General features: G+C 71.7%; 10 protein-coding genes and 1 pseudogene. 6 read left to right on the top strand and 5 right to left on the bottom strand.

Features of this window, described 5'->3' with window-relative positions; all coding sequences use genetic code 11:
• The first annotated feature begins 187 nt into the window (after nucleotides 1–187).
• The 4 genes and pseudogenes from IPH07_08235 to IPH07_08220 all read left to right on the top strand — a co-directional run bounded on the left by IPH07_08235 (nucleotide 188) and on the right by IPH07_08220 (nucleotide 4635).
• Nucleotides 188–2845 (top strand): serine/threonine protein kinase, encoded by a 2658-nt coding sequence (locus tag IPH07_08235; GenBank protein ID MBK6917371.1) that lies wholly within the window; start codon nucleotides 188–190, stop codon nucleotides 2843–2845.
• A 79-nt stretch (nucleotides 2846–2924) separates the two neighbouring features.
• Nucleotides 2925–3707 (top strand): hypothetical protein, encoded by a 783-nt coding sequence (locus IPH07_08230; GenBank protein MBK6917370.1) that lies wholly within the window; start codon nucleotides 2925–2927, stop codon nucleotides 3705–3707.
• 68 nt (nucleotides 3708–3775) lie between these two features.
• Nucleotides 3776–4024 (top strand): annotated as a pseudogene (locus IPH07_08225) (transposase).
• A 56-nt stretch (nucleotides 4025–4080) separates the two neighbouring features.
• Nucleotides 4081–4635: an IS5 family transposase gene (locus tag IPH07_08220; protein ID MBK6917369.1), complete on the top strand. Its 555-nt coding sequence runs from the start codon at nucleotides 4081–4083 to the stop codon at nucleotides 4633–4635.
• Between the two features lie 87 nt (nucleotides 4636–4722).
• Here the strand turns inward: IPH07_08220 and IPH07_08215 are convergent, their stop codons facing one another.
• The 4 genes from IPH07_08215 to fumC all read right to left on the bottom strand — a co-directional run bounded on the left by IPH07_08215 (nucleotide 4723) and on the right by fumC (nucleotide 11465).
• Entirely contained in the window at nucleotides 4723–5955 is a 1233-nt protein-coding gene (locus tag IPH07_08215; protein ID MBK6917368.1) for a phosphatidylinositol transfer protein, read from the bottom strand.
• Between the two features lie 33 nt (nucleotides 5956–5988).
• Nucleotides 5989–7989, bottom strand: coding sequence for a gamma-glutamyl-gamma-aminobutyrate hydrolase family protein (locus IPH07_08210; protein ID MBK6917367.1), 2001 nt, complete (start codon nucleotides 7987–7989; stop codon nucleotides 5989–5991).
• Between the two features lie 61 nt (nucleotides 7990–8050).
• Nucleotides 8051–10081: a M3 family metallopeptidase gene (locus IPH07_08205; GenBank protein MBK6917366.1), complete on the bottom strand. Its 2031-nt coding sequence runs from the start codon at nucleotides 10079–10081 to the stop codon at nucleotides 8051–8053.
• A gap of 4 nt (nucleotides 10082–10085) precedes the next feature.
• Nucleotides 10086–11465: a class II fumarate hydratase gene (gene fumC, locus IPH07_08200; protein ID MBK6917365.1), complete on the bottom strand. Its 1380-nt coding sequence runs from the start codon at nucleotides 11463–11465 to the stop codon at nucleotides 10086–10088.
• A 230-nt stretch (nucleotides 11466–11695) separates the two neighbouring features.
• Between fumC and IPH07_08195 the strand changes: the two genes are divergently transcribed.
• Both IPH07_08195 and IPH07_08190 read left to right on the top strand, forming a co-directional pair.
• The gene (locus IPH07_08195; protein ID MBK6917364.1) at nucleotides 11696–14395 is read left to right on the top strand and encodes a hypothetical protein; all 2700 of its coding nucleotides are present in this window, start codon (nucleotides 11696–11698) and stop codon (nucleotides 14393–14395) included.
• 46 nt (nucleotides 14396–14441) lie between these two features.
• Nucleotides 14442–15557, top strand: a complete 1116-nt coding sequence (locus IPH07_08190) for a hypothetical protein (protein ID MBK6917363.1) — start codon at nucleotides 14442–14444, stop codon at nucleotides 15555–15557.
• A 25-nt stretch (nucleotides 15558–15582) separates the two neighbouring features.
• On the opposite strand, the gene IPH07_08185 is transcribed toward IPH07_08190, so the two are convergent.
• Nucleotides 15583–16941, bottom strand: a complete 1359-nt coding sequence (locus IPH07_08185) for a tetratricopeptide repeat protein (GenBank protein ID MBK6917362.1) — start codon at nucleotides 16939–16941, stop codon at nucleotides 15583–15585.
• Between the last annotated feature and the right edge of the window lie 56 nt (nucleotides 16942–16997).

Here is a 16997-nt window from a genome sequence, read left to right as displayed (position 1 = left end):
GCAACGGGTGGGGGGTGCTGCGGGCCGCGGCGAGGGTCGTTCGTGGTCGGGGAGCTCCGTGGGCGTGCATGCCGGAGCGGGAGGGGCAGCGTGGGCGGCTGTCGGGGGCGTCACGCTCGCGACAAACGCGGGCGTACGCGCCAGAAGCATACTCAAACCGCCCGGGTGCGTGCTAGCTTGTGTGCCGATGGTGATGGAGTCGCTGCAGCGGCTCGATCCGCCGCAGGCGCTCGGGAAGCTCACGCTGCTCGCGCGACTCGGCGAGGGCGGGATGGCGCAGGTCTACGTCGCTGCGCAAGGCACCGGTGCGCTCGCGCGGCTGTGCGCAGTCAAGCTGCTGCGCCCCGACGTCGCCGACGTCGACTACCGGCGCCGCTTCCTCGACGAGGCCGCGTTGGTGGTGCGGCTGCACCACAACAACCTCGTCGACGTGCGCGAGGCCGGCGAGCAGGACGGCCAGCCCTACATCGTGATGGAGCTGTGCGAGGGGCGAGACCTCGCCGATCTCTGGGATCGCTGCGCCGAGATCGGCCGGGCGTTCCCGGTGCCGCTGTCGGTCTACATCGTGCGCGAGGCCCTGCGCGGGCTCCACTACGCGCACGGCTTCGGTGGGCTCTCGTTGGTGCACCGCGACGTGTCGCCGTCGAACCTGCTCGTCGACTGGGCCGGCGCCGTGCGGGTCGCCGACTTCGGGCTCGCCACCAGTGCGCTCAAGGTGACCAACACGATGCCGGGCCTGGTGTTCGGCAAGGTCGGCTACATGGCGCCCGAGCAGGCCACGCGGGGCGAGCTCGACGGGCGCGCCGACGTGTACAGCTGCGGCGTGGTGCTGTGGGAGCTCATCACCGGTCGTCCGCTGCGCGAGGCCGGCATGGACACCAACGCGGTCGCACGCTTCAGCGCCACCCCGCCGTCGGCGTTCAGCCGGCGCGTCGATCCGCAGCTCGACGCGATCGTCGTGCGCGCGCTCGCGATCCGCCCCGAGGATCGCTACGGCGACGCCGGCGAGTTCATGCGTGCGCTGTCGGACTGGCTGGTCGCCAACGCACCGCAGACCGATCAAGAGAAGCTCGCCGAGTTCATGCGCGGGCTGTTCCCCGACAGTCAGGGCCGCGATCATGCGCGGCTCGGCGAGCTGCTCACACGCATCTCGCAGCCCGACACCGGCGTGTTCCGGCGCGGCGACACCGGTGCGCCGACCCGCGAGCTCGCGGGGGTCCCGGCGTGGATCGGCGCCGAGGAGATTCCCGCCGGCGTCGTGATCGCCGAGCGCTACCGCGTCGAGGCGGCCCTCGGTCGTGGTGGCATGGGCACGGTCTACCTCGCCGAGCACGTCACGGTCGGGCGCAAGGTCGCGGTCAAGGTCCTCACCCACGAGTGGAGCGCGCACGAGACCGTCGCGCGGCGCTTCCGCGAGGAGGCCCGTGCCGCGAGCGCGGCCGGCCATCCCAACATCATCGAGGTGTTCGACGCCGGCACGCTGCCCGACGGTCGGCTCTACATCGTGATGGAGTATCTGCTCGGCCGCTCGCTCTACGAGGAGCTGGTGTCGTGTCGGCGGCTGTTGCCGACCCGCGCGGTGACGATCATGCGCGACGTGGCGCGCGCGGTCGCGGCGGCCCACGCGGTCGGCATCATCCACCGCGATCTCAAGCCCGACAACGTCATGCTCGTGCAGCGTGGCGACGCCGAGATCGTCAAGGTGCTCGACTTCGGCATCTCGGCCAGCGCCGAGCGCATCGCCGAGGACCGCCGCCTCACCCAGCCTGGGCACGCCCTGGGCACGCCGGAGTACATGGCGCCCGAACAGGCCAAGGGCCGCGCGCCGACCGAGCGCGTCGACGTGTATGCGATCGGAGCGATGCTCTACGAGCTGCTGGCCGGGCGGCCGCCGTTCTCGTCGGAGAACTTCATCGAGGTGCTCGCGCGCAAGGCCACCGAGCCGGCGCCCTCGCTGCTCGAGGCATGCCCGGATCTGTCGCCTGCGCTGGCGCAGCTCGTGCGCGACTGCCTCGAGATCGATCCGAACGCGCGGCCCCGCGATGCTGCCGAGGTGCTCGCGCGACTCGAGCGCCTGGCGGAGCCCGGCACGCTGGTGCCGATCGTGCCGCAGGTTCCGATCCCCGAGCCGCGGGTCGAGCAGGTCGTGCGCGTGCGCGCCACGGCGCCGCGTCGACCCGTGCCGCCGCCCTCGCGCGCGGTGCCGATCCTCGCGGGCGTGGCTGCGGTCGCGCTGGTCGCGATGATCGGTGCGCTCGGGTGGCGGCTGCTGCGTCCGAGCGCCGGCGACGGGGCGGAGCGCGTCGGCCCGGGCGACGACGAAGGCGTGCCGGCGCAGACGCTGTCGACCGCGCGTGCGGGCGCCGGCCCGGCCACCGGTGCGCCCGTGCCGGTGCCGGTGCCGGTGCCGACCGTGACCACCACCGCGCCCAGCGGTGCCGACGACGGGCCCGCCCACGGCACCGGCGACGCCGCGTCCGGCGGGAGCGACGATGCGAGCGCCGAGCCCACCGTGACGCCGCCCGAGACCCCGACCAGTGGCACGCGACCGACGTCCGCCACCGACGGCGCGCGCAAGCCCGCGACCGTCGACAGCCCCGCCTGCAAGGCCACACGCGAGGCCGCCGAGACGGCCAAGCGTGCGGGTGAGTGGTCGAGCGTGCTCGTGCACGTCGGCACGCGCGGGTGCTGGACCGGTGTCCACCGCAACCCCGCGCTCGCACTGCGGGTGCGTGCGCTGTTCGAGAAGGAGCGCTTCGCGGAGTGTGCGAAGGTCGGCGCCGCCGCCAGCGATCCAGCGGTGAAGAAGCTCGCGGCGGGCTGCGCTGCGCGGGCGGCGGGCTGACGCGCCCGGTCGGCGTCACGGTGGGCGGTCGGCGTTGCGCCGCGCGCCGCCGTGTTCGATGATGCCCGCGCCCACTCGCATGCTCGCACGCAGTCTCACCGCGTTCGCGTTGGCGTCGCTGCTCGCGCTGCCCCGTTCCACGCTCGCGGCCGCGCCGACGGCCGAGCCCATCCCGACGGTCGCCACGACGGTGGTCCGCGCGAAGCTCGACGTCGAGGTCGCCGGGGGTGACGCCGGCGCGGCGCTGGCCGAGCGCATCCGGGTGCGGGGCGAGGCGCTGCTGCGGGATCACGAGGTGTTGCCGGCGCGCAGCCCCGGCGACCCGCGGATCCTGATCGCGATCGAGTCGCTCGGTGAGTCGCCGGGCTATCGCTGTCGCTTCGGCGCGTGGCGGGGCGAGGCCGTGGTCGCGGGCACCGACGGCGTGTCGCTGTGCGAGCTGTGCACCGAGGCCGAGCTGGTCGAGCACGTCGGCGCGGCGATCGTGCGGGTCGTCGAGCAGCTGCCGCCGCAGACGCAGCCGCCGCCACCGCGGCCGCTCGACGAGCCGGTGGCCGGGCGCGAGCAGGGGCGCGCGCCCCTGGGCAAGCTCGGCAAGGCCGGCGTGGGCTTGCTGGCCGGTGGCGCCGTGATCGGGCTCGCGGTCGGCGTGCCGTTGCTGGCGCTGCGACCCAAGATCACCAGCGACGGACAGGAACGCGTCGAGCGCGTCGGCACCAAGCCGATCGGCATCGCCATGGTCGCCGTCGGCGGTGCGTTGCTCGTGACCGGCGCGGTGCTGCTCGCGCTCGATCGCAGCCGCGCGCGCAAGTCGACGCGCCGCGCGGTGCTCGGCCCCGGCGGCGTGGTGCTGCGCTTCTAGGCTGTGTCCGGTTTCCCCGAAACCGTCAAATTCTTGGGCGGATCGGGGATCCGTGATCCAAGGGGGGCATGACCACGACGGGCATGCCTCGCCACCGCCTTACCGACGCGCAGTGGGAGCTGATCGGGGACCTGTTCCCGACGAACAACTTCAAGACCGGTCGGCGGCCGCGGGATCGTCGTCTCATGCTCGACGCGATCTTCTGGGTGTTGCGAACTGGGGCTCCGTGGCGAGACCTACCGGAGTGCTTCGGCCCATGGTCGACCGCCTGGGACTTCTTCGACAAGTGGACGAAGGACGAGACGTTCGACCGCGTACTTCGGCGATTGCGGAGCATCGCCGTCCCGCACGACGCGGACCCCTCCGAGTTGTGGTGCATCGACGGGACATCGATTCGAGCTGCGCGCTGCAGCAGCGGCGGGGGAAAAGATCCGATCCGCAGGAGCCAGCGGATCACGCTCTGGGGCGCTCCCGCGGGGGCTGGGGCACGAAGATCCACATCCTGTGTGACGTTGAGGGCCACCCACTCCACTTCGAGCTCAGCGCCGGACAAGCCCACGACGGACCGATGCTCGCGCCGGTCCTTCAAGGTGCTGACGAAGCACTGCATGATGATCGAGGTGTCGTCATGGAGTGGCCGTTGGCACTCGCAGGCGACAAGGGCTACCGCGCGGAGTGGATCGATAGGTATCTCCTCGCCCTGGGGATCACACCGGTGATCCCCACGAAGCACAACGAGACTCGAGCGCTGCGCCCGGTCGCCTTCAACAAGCGCCTCTACAGGCGCCGCAGCATCGTCGAGTGCCTCATCGGCTGGCTCAAGGAGTCGCGACGCGTGGTGACCCGCTTCGAGAAGACCGCCATCAACTTCGGCGGGATGGTCCGGCTTGCCTTCATCCACCGCTATCTACGCATCTTCGGGGCTTGATGGGAAACCGGACACAGCCTAGTACCTCGACACAGGGATCGAGGTACTAGCTCCCACGCACGCCGCGGTTCGACCACCCGTCGCGCACTACGGCATGCAGACGTCGGGCAACGCCTCGAACTCGGCGACCAACTCCGCGTAGTCCTCGATCCGTCGACCGCCGTGGGTGTCGTCGTATTGGAAGAACACGCGATGGTCGACCGGCGCGATGCTGGCGGCTTCGTAGGCGTCGCCATCGCTGCTGGTGTTGCCGAAGCCCCAGCTCGGCACCAGGCCCCGCGCGGCGAGCTCGGTGAGCTCGGCGAGCTTGTAGCCGGTTGCGGCCGAGCCCAGCGCACCGGTGAAGTTGAGCGTGGTGTGCACGATGCCCGGCGGCAGTCCGCGTTCGACGACGAACTCCTGGGTGCGGGCGCCGAGGAACTCCGGCCGCGCGGTGAGGTACATCGGGCGGTAGCCGTGCGCGACCAGGGCCGCGAGTGCCTCGGGGGCGTGCGGGTTGACGTCCGGCGTGGCGCCCGAGAGCAACGCCACGAACTCCTCGGTCTCGTAGGTCGTCAGCGTGCCATCGATGTCGCTCACGACGATCGGTGTGCCGGGCTCGACGATCTCGATGAAGGCGTCCGCGCTGGTGCCGTCGCCGCGCACGATCATGTGCACGCGGTGGCGGCCCAGGCCCAGCGCCGAGGCAGCTGGGATCGAGAAGTAGACCCGCCCGCCGGTGTCTTCGACGCCCTCGACGGTGGCGTGGGGATTCGACTCGTAGGTGGTGTCGATCGATCCCAGCGCCTCCCAGTCGTCGCCGCAATCGCGCAGCAGGAACAGATCGACACGTTCGCCCTCGAGGTCCCAGTCGGTCGCGCCGTAGGCGAACTTCGCCAGCACCCACTGCTCGTCGCCGGGGTTGTAGAACATGTCGCGGCCGCGATGGGTCGGGCCACCGCTCGCGGCCACGAGGTACGACTGCGAGTCCTGCCACGGCATGTTGGGACCCGGGTTGGGTGGCGGCGCATCGCAGGACGGGATCGCGGGGCAACCAGGGCCGCCGCCGGTGGTGCCGGTGCTGCCGTCACCGCTGCTGTCGGCGCCGCCACTGCCGTCGACGCCACCACTCTCGGCACCGTCGCTCGCGGAGCCGGCGTCGTCGGCGTGCACGCCCGAGCTGCCGTCTTGCGTGCCGCTGTCCTCCACCGCGCCACTGCTGTCGCCGCGACCACCGTCACCGCTGCCCGCGTCGCCGCACGCCGGGCCGCCGGCCAGCGCGAGCGCGGCGACCACCAGTTTGCACAGCGCAGTGCAGGGCGACGGAGCCGACAGGTGCATCGCCCCAGGATAAAGAAAAATCGCCAGCAACGCTCAGCAGCGGCCTCGCGCCCGGGTCGCACAGGTCTCGACGAAGGCGCGGAAGATCGCCGCGCCGTCCGCCCAGCCCGCTGCGTCGGGATCCCCGCGTAGACGCGCGGCTTCGAGCCACTCGGGGTGCCACTGCACGCCGACTGCGAAGCGGTCGCCCGTCAGCTCGGCGGCCTCGACGATGCCGTCGGGTGCCCACGCGGTCGCGCGCAGCCGCGGCGACAGGAGGCGAATCCCCTGATGGTGGACGCTGTTGACCGCGAGCGCGTCGACGCCACCGTAGCAGCGCGCGACCCACGACGATGGATCGAGGCGGAGCGCGTGGCCGGTCTGATCGTAGCGCTGCCAGTCGCGGTGCACCAGCGCGCCCTCGACCTGTGTGCCGATGTCCTGCCACAGCGTCCCGCCGAGCGCGACGTTGAGCACCTGGATGCCGCGGCAGATGCCGAGCACCGGGACGTCGCCGACGATGGCGCGCTCGATGAGCGCGCACTCGTACGCGTCGCGCACCGCGTCGCCGCGCCACGCGTCCTTCTGCGGGGTCTCGCCGTAGCTGGTCGGGCTGACGTCGGCGCCGCCGGCGAGCACGAGCCCGTCGACCGTGGCGAGCACGGCGTCGTGGCCGGCGTCGTCGTGCAGGTGCGGCAGCATCAACGGCACCGCCCCGGCGCGCCACAGCGCGTGGGCCATGCGCTCCTCGACGAACTGCAGGGTCTTGTGGCGGAACACGGCCCGCTCGGGATCGGCGTGGAAGAAGTTGGCGGAGATGCCGATGCGGACGGTGGTCATGGCGGGGGCGTCTCGGACGGGCAGGGCACGACCACCAGGGGGGATGCGGATCTCGGCCTCCGACATGCCGCCGTGGCTGCCCGGCATGAACACCGGTGGCGTGCCCGGCGGCGTGTAGACCATCTGCCAGCCCTCCCGGCACAGCAGCACCACGTCGCCGACGCGCTGGTGCAGCGCGGGGTGGGGTGTGCCGGGCCCGAACGCGCCGGCCGCCAGCAGCGCCTCGCCGTCGACGCGGATGCACGCGTGGGCGAGGTGCTGCGCATAGACCTCGTCGAACGCGGCCAGTCGACGCGGCCGCAGGAACAGCGACATCTGTCGCTGATCACCGGCCGGCGCGGTCGCCAGGGTGTCGCGCAGGCCCGGCACCGTCGCGAGGTCGATGCAGTGCTCGCGGTCGGCGTCGACCAGGCCGTGGTCGGCGAGCACGCACAGCGTGGTGTCGGTGCCCGCGAGTCGCTCGACCAGCTGCGCGAGCGCGGCGTCGATGTCGTCGAAGTGCCGATCGACCTCGGGATCGCGACAGCCCTTCTCGTGGCACAGGCCGTCGTAGCGGGGCCAGTAGACGTACGCGAAGCGGCGTCCCGGCTCGGCTGCAAAGGCGCTGGCGCACGCGACCAGGCCCGCGAGGTCGTCGTAGCGGCGGCGATCCTGCCAGCGGGTGCCGGCCTTGCCGAACTGCGTGTCGATGATGTCGCCCCACGAGAGCAGCCCGGCGTGGTCGGCCGCACTCGCGACGTACGACGGCACCGCGTAGTAGCCCGCGAGGTCGAAGCCCTCGGGGAACAGCGGCGTGCCGACCCGCGTGGTCGTGCGCAGCACCGTGGCGATGACGCCGTGGTCGGGCAGGTGCAGGTACCACGAGAGGATGCCGTGCTCGCACGGGCTCGCGCCGGTGTCGAAGGTGGTGACCGCCGCGGCGGTGGTCGCCGGGAACACCGTCGAGATCGCGTGGTGGGGGTGGCGTGCGAAGAAGCGCTGGCCCTGGCCGCGCGCGAGGTGACGCTCGAGCTGTGCGAGGCCGAGCCCGTCGACCACGAGGTACAGCACGCACCGCGACCGCGCGAGCTCGGCGCTCGGCAGCTGCTGCAGGTCGGGGTGGGGCGAGTGGCCGCCGCGGCTGCGGACGATCGACGCCAGCAGCTCCACGGTGGAGCCGCCGCCGTAGTCCGGCAGGTACATGCCCGCGAGCGGGCCCTCGGTCACGCGCGGCATGGCAGCACCGCGATCATAGTCGAAAGCCGGGCGCTTGCCGCCGCCTGCCCGCCAGGTCGGCTCACAGCAGACCCGAGCGACGCAGCAACGGCTCGACATCGGGATCGCGGCCGCGGAACTCGCGGAACAGGATCGCGGGATCGCGGCTGTCGCCGGCCTCGAGGATCGTGCGACGGAAGGCATCGCCGACGCCGCGATCGAAGAGGCCGTCTTGCAGGAAGCGGTCGAACGCGTCGGCGTCGAGGACCTCGGCCCACTTGTACGAGTAGTAGCCGGCGGCGTAGCCGACCGGGTGCGCGAACAGGTGACCGAAGCTGGCGATCATCGCGTAGTCGTCGGGCAGCGGCGCGGGCGTGTAGCGGGCCATGATGCCGCGGGCATACTGCACGACGTCGCCGTGCACCGCCGGGTCGTACGCGGTGTGCAGCGACAGGTCGACGTCGCAGAAGCCCAGCTGCCGCATCATCGCGGACGCGGCGCGGAAGGTCCGGGCGCGCCGCATCGGCTGCAGCAGTCGCTCGGGGATGGTCTCGCCGGTGTCGATGTGGCGCGCGAACAGGTCCAGCGCCTCGCGCTCCCAGCACCAGTTCTCCATGATCTGCGACGGCAGCTCGACGAAGTCCCACGCGACGTTGGTGCCGCCCAAGCTGCGCACGCTGACGCGCGACAGCAGGTGGTGGAGCAGGTGGCCGAACTCGTGCGCGAGCGTCTCGACCTCGCGGTGGACCAGCAGCGACGGCCGCCCGTCGAGCGGCGGCGTCAGGTTGGCGCACATGAGCCCGAGGTGCGGCGCGAAGCCGTCGGGCGTGGGGTGGCCGGTGATGAGGCCGTTCATCCACGCGCCGTCGCGCTTGGTCTCGCGTGGGTACGCGTCGACATAGAAGGCGCCGATCTGCGTGCCGTGCTCGTCGTCGATGCGGTAGGCCTGCACGTCGGGGTGCCACACCGGCAGCGCGCGCTCGGGTGTGATGCGCACGCCGTACAGCCGCTCGGCGATGGCGAACAACCCCTGCATCACCGCCGGCAGCGCGAAGTAGGGGCGCAGTGCCTCGTCGTCGAAGTCGTAGCGATCGCGGCGCTGCAGCTCGGCCCAGTAGGGCACGTCCCACGGCTGCAGCGCCGGCGCCGAGGCGCCCTCGCGCTCGCGGCGGAACGCCAGCAAGTCCTCTTGCTCGCGCACGAACGCGGCCTCGGTGCGCCCGCGCAGCTCGTCGACGAAGGCCTTCGCACGCGCGCCGGTCTTGGCCATGCGGTCGACCAACGCGAAGTCGGCGAAGTCGCCGAAGCCGAGCAGCGCGGCCTTGCGGCGGCGCAGCGCGAGGATCTCCGCCATCACCGGGCGGTTGTCCCACTCGCCGGCGGTCGCCCGCGTGTTGGCGGCGTGCCACACGTCGCGACGGATGCCGGGATCGTCGAGGTAGGTCATCACCGGCAGCAGCGACGGCGCCTGCAACGTGAAGCGGAAGCCGGCCTTGCCCTTCGCGCTCGCGCTGGCGCGCGCGGCCGCGAGCGCCGACTCGGGCAGGCCGGCGAGCATGCGCTCCTGCGTGACCACGAGCTCCCACGCGTTGGTGCTGTCGAGCACGTGTTCGGAGAACTTGGTCGTCGCCATCGCCAGCGCGACGTCGAGCTCTTGCAGCTGCGCCTTGCCGGCGTCGTCCAGCTCGGCGCCGTGACGGCGGAACTGGTCCATGGTCTTGTCGAGGTGCCGCCGACGGGTCGGATCGAGCCCGGCCGCCGCCGGGCTGTCGGCCAGCGCTCGCAGGCGCCGCCACAGCCCCGGGTGCAGCGGGATCGACGACGAGAACGCCGCGACCTTCGGCTGCACTGCGTTGTAGGCCTCGCGCAGCGCGTCGTCGGTGACCACCGACTCGAGGTGCCCGACCACGCCCATCGCGTACTCGAGCCCGAGGCCCGAGTCCTCGAGCGCGCCGAGCGTGCGGTCGTAGTCGGGTGGCGCGGTGTCGTCGGCGATCGCCGCGATGCCGTCCTTCGCCTGCTGCAGCCACCCATCGACGGCGGGCTCGACGTGCTCGGCGCGGATCTCCGTGAACGGGACCGCGAACTCGATCTTCGACAGGGGATTGCTCATGGGGCTACACCATCTTCCTGGGATCGACGAAGCGATCGAAGTCCTCGGCCGAGACCAGCGCGAGGGCGATCGCGGCCTCGCGCAGGGTCGTGCCGTCCTTGTGGGCCTTCTTGGCGATCTTGGCGGCGGCGTCGTAGCCGATGTGGGGGTTCAGCGCGGTGACGACCATCAGGCTGCGCTCGAGGTTCGAGGCGATCCGCGGCAGGTTGGGCTCGATGCCGACCGCACAGAACTCGCGGAAGCCACGGCACGCGTCGCCGAGCAGGCGCGCCGAGTGCAGCACGTTGTGGACGATGAGCGGCTTGAACACGTTGAGCTCGAAGTTGCCGCTCATCGCACCGATGTTCACGGCGACGTCGTTGCCCATCACCTGGGCGCACACCATGGTCATGGCCTCGGACTGGGTCGGGTTCACCTTGCCGGGCATGATCGACGAGCCGGGCTCGTTCTCGGGGATGGTGATCTCGCCGATGCCCGAGCGCGGGCCCGAGGCCAGCCAGCGCACGTCGTTGGCGATCTTGTTCAGCGCGCAGGCCAACACCTTGTAGCTGCCGTGCAAGGCCGTGAGCGCCTCGTGGCCGGCGAGCGCGGCGAACTTGTTGGGTGCCGAGCAAAACGGCAGCCCGGTCAGGCCCGCGATCGCGGCGGCGGCCTTCACCGCGAACTCGGGGTGGGTGTTGAGGCCGGTGCCGACCGCGGTGCCGCCGAGCGCGAGCTCCCAGACCTGGGGCAGGGCCTGCTCGACGCCGGCGATGGCGTGGTCGAGCTGGTCGACCCAGCCGGAGATTTCCTGGCCGAGGGTCACCGGGGTCGCGTCCTGCAGGTGCGTGCGACCGACCTTGACGACGTCGGCGAACGCGGCGGCCTTGCCTGACAACGCGTCGCGCAGGGCGCGGACGTGGGGCAGCAGGTGGTGCACCGTCTGCTCGCCGGCGGCGATGTGCATGGCGGTCGGGAAGGTGTCGTTGCTCGACTGCCCGCGGTTGACGTCGTCGTTGGGGTGGATCGGCTTCTTGCTGCCCATCACGCCACCGGCGAGCTCGATCGCGCGGTTGCTGATGACCTCGTTGGCGTTCATGTTGCTCTGGGTGCCACTGCCGGTCTGCCACACGTGCAGCGGGAAGTGCCGATCGAGCTTGCCTTCGATGACCTCGTCGGCCGCACGCGCGATGAGCTCGACCTTGTCGGCCGTGAGCTGGCCGAGCGCGCCGTTGGTCTGCGCGGCGGCCTTCTTGAGCAGGCCCAGCGCGCGGATCATCGGGCGCCCGAAGGTGTCGTCGCCGATGTCGAAGTGGTGCAGCGAACGCTCGGTCTGTGCGCCCCAGTAGTGGTCGCTGCCGACCTCGATTTCGCCCATGCTGTCGGTTTCGATGCGGGTGGTCACGTCGCTTGGCTTCTCACGGTCTGGGTCGTGGCGTGCCGGAGGGGGCCGGGCTCGCTGGTCGCACGCGGGTGGGGCCGGGGAGTTCGTGCCGTCGGACGCCCGAAGGGTGTACGTTGGAACGGCGGCGAACGTAGCACGCGACGGTGGGGTGTCGGCGGCGCCCATGCCGGGCTGCGACGCGCCCACGCGTGCCCACGGCTTTGGTACCCTCGCGCACGAGTCGTTCCGACATGCAGTCCGCGTTCGCCGTGCGGGTCTACCGCTGGGGCTTGGTCTGCGACCGGGTGCTCGAACGCACGCTCGCGCGTGCGCTGCTCAGCGTCGCGATCATCGCGAGCCTGCTGCCGGTGCCGTGGTTCGAGCGGCTCGAGCCGGTGTTCCTGCTGGTGTTCGCGGCCGAGTTCGTCGCGCGGGTGTTGGCGGTGTCGGCGACCACGCGGCCGTCGGTGCCGTCCACGTTCGGCGTCGCGCCGGAGCTGGTCGATCAGCCACCGCTGCGCCCGCGCGGCGCTGCGATCGCGCTGCTGGCCGTCGACGCGCTCGCGCTGCTCTCGTTCGTGCCGCTGACGGTGGCCGGCGGCGGCGCGCGGTTCCTGCGGGTCGCACGGCTGCTGCGTCTGCTCGCGCTGATCGGCTACTGGAGCCGTCTGCTCGGCGACACCTGGCAGATCCTCGCACGCCGCGAGCGGCTGCGGCAGGTCGCGCTGATGGGCGTGGTGGTCGCGGGCATGTCGCTCGCCGGCGCGGTGGTGCTGCACTACACCGACGGCGCCGAGTTCGACGCCAACTACGACGGCGTGATCGATCGCCAAGATCAACGCTTCTGGGTGCTGCTTTGGTGGTCGTTCCGGCAGGTCCAGGATCCCGGCAACATGCTGGAGTCGCCCAACGTACTGGCGGCGGTGATGGTGAGCCTGGGCCTGACGGTGTTCGGGCTGTTGCTCATCTCGTTCCTCATCGGCCTCGGCAGCGACGTCGTGCGCGAGCTGGTCGAGCACTCGCGCAACCGCTCGCCAGGGCTGCGCGGCCACACGGTGATCGTCAACCTCACGCCGTCGACCCGGCGGCTGCTGCAGGAGCTGCTCGCGTACTACCGCAAGCTGTTCCCGTCGGACTCGCGGGTCCTGTCGCGGCGATGGTTCGCGGACCTGCGCCGCCGCGGCGTCACGCGCCCGCGCTTCGTGGTGGTCGGCGTGCCCGACGAGGCGCCCGACTTCATGCGCGACGGTGGCTTCTCGCGGGTGGCCTATCGCGCGCGGCCGGCCGACGAGGAGGAGCTGCTCACGCGCGCCGATCTGGTGGCCGCCAAGCGCGTGCTGTTGCTGGCCGAGCGTGACGACCGGCACCCCGATGCCGAGACCATCCGCACCCTGCTCACGCTGGTCGAGCGCGTGCGTGCGCGCGAGCGTCAACGCGGTGCGCCGGCGCTGGCCCGGACGCGCGTGGTCATCGTCGAAATCCTCGACGACAGCAACGTCGCGGCGGCTCGCGCCGCGCTCGCCACCGCCGGCGAGAGCTTCCGCGGCTGGGTGGTCCCGACCGAGAAGCTGCTGGGCCTGTTCTTCGCCGGGGTCGCGCGGCGGCCCGGCTTGGGCGAGCTGCTGGCCGAGCTCCTGACCAGCGCGGGGCACGAGATCTATACGTGCTTCTTCGACACGCCCGGCCTGGGCCTGCAGGTGTCGCGGCTCGACGACCTCGGGGGCGACGGTGCGAGCATCATGCGGCGGCTGGCCCACGCGGGGCAGCGCGTCGGTGGTGATCGTGGCCCGGTGATCCCGATCGGTCTGCTGTTCGACACCGGCGGTGCGGCGGCGCGTCCGTTCGACGTCGCGCTCAACCCCGGCGATGGTCAGGCGATCCGCGGCGAGCTCGTGCGCGGCCTGGTGGGGCTGGCGGCCGACTTCGGCGCGGTGCGGCGTTGGGTCGACGTGTGTCGCACGGAGCCCGGAGCATCGGACGCCCAGGTGTCGGGGGCCGCCGCGGCGCAGGGGGTGGTGCCGACGCTGACGCGGACGCGGCGACCGAAGACCACGCGCGTGCTGGTGTGCGGCTTCCGCAGCGGCACCATCTACATGCTCGAAGAGCTGTTCCGATCCGATCCCAGCGGCAACGTGTTGGTGCTGGTCGACGACGCCGACGCGAGGCGTGCGGCGGCGGCGGCCCTCGACGCCCACTCGCAGCTGGTCTCGCGGGGGCTGCTGGGCGGACGCCACGGCACCTTCGTGCTGGGCGGTGAGGTGCTGGTGTCGGGGCACTGGGACGTGCGGATGCCCGAGACCCCCGAGCGCGTCGGCCGGCTGCAGTTCGAGGTTGCCGACTGGATGGCCAGCCGCACGCTCGTCGATCTACCCGCGGGCTTCGGCCACGTGCGCAGCGTCGACGCGGTGTTGTTCGTGGGCGCCGACGGGGCCCAGGCCGATCCGCGCATCACCACCGCCCTGCTCAAGCTCGAGCAGCTGTGTCTCCACCAGGAGGGCGAGCCACCGCCCAACGTCGTTGCCGAGGTCTTCGATCATGCCCTCGCCGCGCGGCTCTCGGCGCGCGCGCGCGCGCTGGGCCAGCACCACGTGCAGGTCTACTCGAGCCAGGAGCTGCGCGCGTTCTTCCTGTTCCAGGCGGTGGTGGTGCCGGGCTTCGACAAGGTCTACGAGGAGCTGCTCGGCGCGTGGGGGCAGTCGTTGGTGCACATGCATGTCGAGCGCGGCGCGCGGGGCCCGTCGAGCTTCGCCGCGGTCGCGCGGTCGTTCGCCGCCGTCGGCCAGATCCTGATCGCGGTCGAGCTCGACGACGGTCCCGGCCCCAAGCTGTACGTCGCACCTGCACCCGACGACCCCGGCGGTCACTTCGACGCCGCACGGCTGGTCGGTGCGTGGGTGGTCGCGACGGATTCGGGTGATCCGCCGGCCGTTGCCGCGCGCGAGACCGCGTGACGCTCGTGCGGTTTTCGAGCCCTGCGGTTCGTGCCATCATGGGGGCGTGAACCGGAACGTCACACTCCTCGCCGTGGTGCTCGCGGCCTGCACCGCCGACAACCCCTTCCTGCCCGACGACACCAGCGGCGGCGAGGCCGGCAGCAGCAGTGGCACCGCGAGCACGACCGCGACGAGCACGACCGCGACGAGCACGACCGCGTCGAGCACGACCGCGTCGAGCACCACCACCGACGACAGCTCCACGTCGGCGACCACCGACGCGCCCACCACCTCCGCCGACAGCAGCTCTTCGGGCCCGCCGATCTGCTTCGACACCTGCCGGCCGCTGGCGCCTGCGGGCTGGACCGGGCCGGTGGCGATGATCGTCGACACGCCCAGCGATCCCGATCCGGCCTGTGTCGACGTGTTCGACACCATGAGCCGCGTCGCGTTCGATGACGTCACCGCCGATGCCGTCACCTGCGGCTGCACCTGCGGAAACCCGGTCGGCGCGAGCTGTGCGACCCCGACGATCCGCCGCTACGGCCAGGCGGGTTGCCCGGGCGGGCAGCTGGATGGCACCTACGCGGTGGCGGGCTGCAACATCAACGTCAACTCCCCCGCAAACCAGTACTGGACGGGCAACGCACCGGTCACCGGGGGCAACTGCACGCCGACGCCGAGCGTCGACAAGCCCACGCCGAGCTTCACCCGCCGCGAGACGGCGTGCGGCATCGCGGTGCCGGACAACCTCGGCTGCAACGACGACGAGGTCTGCCTCGCGCCGCCGCTGCCACCCTACGACGGACGCGTGTGCATCTGGGCCGAGGGCGACGTCGAGTGCCCGGCCGATCTTCCCTATCAAGATCGCTCGGTGCTCCACGACGACGTGGACGACCAGCGCGACTGCTCGACCTGCAGCTGCGCCACCCCAGAGGGCGACTGCACCGGCAACGTGTACTTGTTCGGGACCAACGATTGCTCGGAGAACCCGGTCTCGTCGGTGTCGCTCAGCGGCAGCTGCAACCAGGCCAGCAACCTCGGCGTCAGCTCGGCGCTCACCTCCGCCGGCACTCCGCCGCAGCTGCCGGTGGGCCTGTCGTGCGATCCGAGCGAGCCGAATCCGATCGGCGAGATCCTCGACGTCTCGCCGACGACCTACTGCTGTCTCGACGGCTGAGGCGACACGCGGCGGCCGGCGAGGCTCACGCGCCGGCGTGGGGATCGATCGCGCGGGCTTTCGCCAGCTCGGCGTCCGCTGCCTTGGTGTCGCCTGCGGCGCGCAGTACCTCGGCGGCCTCGGCGTGGAGGTCGGCCGTGGTCCAGCCGCTCGCGAGCGCCTGCATGATCACCCGCTTGGCGTCGTCGATGCGACCGGCCTTGCGGTAGGCCTGCGCGAGCCGCTGCTTGGCGTCCGGGTTGGGGCGCAGCGCGTGATTCTTCTCGGCCAGCTCGACCACGTGGGCGAGGTCATCGCCGAACTCGAGGTAGTGATCGAGCGCGTGGCCGTACGCGGCCTCGGGGTAGCGGGCCGAGAGCACCCGAAAGCGGGCGTCGGCACGCTCGATGTACACCTTGGCCTCGTCGGCCTTGTCCTGCGCCAGCAGGATGCCGGCGACCGCGTCCATGAACTCGGGGTTGTCGGTGCGCGCGATGATGTCGAGGTAGAGCGCCATCGCCTCGTCGGTCTTGCCCTGCAGGGTGAGGATCTCGGCGATGTGCTCGTCGATGAGCCAGTAGCCGCTGAGCTTGGCCTCGGCGTCGCGGTAGTGCGCGAGCGCGTCGTCCCAGCGACCGCGGCCGAGGTCGAGCAGCCCCAGCTGCAGGTGCAGCCACGCGGCGGGTTCACGGGTGGCACCGTGGTACATGTCGAGCGCCTGCCGGTAGAGCGCCTCGGCCTCGTCGGGCCGACCCATGCCGAGCACGTAGTAGGCCTTCGCCGACAGGTTGCCCACGCTTGGGTGCAGGGCGATCGACGCGTCGAACAACGGCCCGGCGGCCTTCAGGTCGCCGCGCTGCAGCGCGAGGTTGGCCGCGAACAGCTTGTGGCCCGACTCGGTGATGTTGTCGTGCTTGCCGCGCTGTGCGTCGGCGAAATCCCCATCGACACGATCGAGGCGGTGGAGCGTGAAATTGAGCGAGGCTCGCGTGCCGAACGGCCCGTTGCGTCCGCTCGGATCGCACTGGAAGCCCTTGTCGACCCACAGCTGTGCGCTCGCGTAGTCGTCGTAGCTGCCCGACAGCCGCGCGCGCGTCAGGTAGGAACCCGCCACCGCCTCGGCGGCGATCAGGCTGGTGGGCTGCGCCTCGGCGCGCTTGATCGACGCGGCGATCTTGCGGTCCCAGTCGGCGAGTTCGTCGGCGTAGGCGATCGTGGCGCCGGGCTTGCGCGTCGCCACCCGCGGTGAGGCCGGCTTCGCGGCCGGCGTGGCCTCGGCGACCGGGGGCGTCGAAACCGCCGCCGTCGCGGGCACGTTGGGGCCACCGGTTGCGGGCGCGGGCTGGGATTGTGAGCAACCGAGCGTGAGCGCGGCGAACAAGAGGCAGGGCAGGGGCTTGGACATGGCGAGCTTCGGTGCAGGGAACGACAGCGACGAACGCCCCGTGTCCGAGGGTACGA

This window comes from Deltaproteobacteria bacterium (assembly GCA_016709225.1).
Lineage (GTDB): Bacteria > Myxococcota_A > Polyangia > Nannocystales > Nannocystaceae > Xiheibacterium > Xiheibacterium phototrophicum.
Note: the sequence above shows the minus strand (reverse complement) of the source record. Positions and strands in the feature narration are given on the sequence as shown.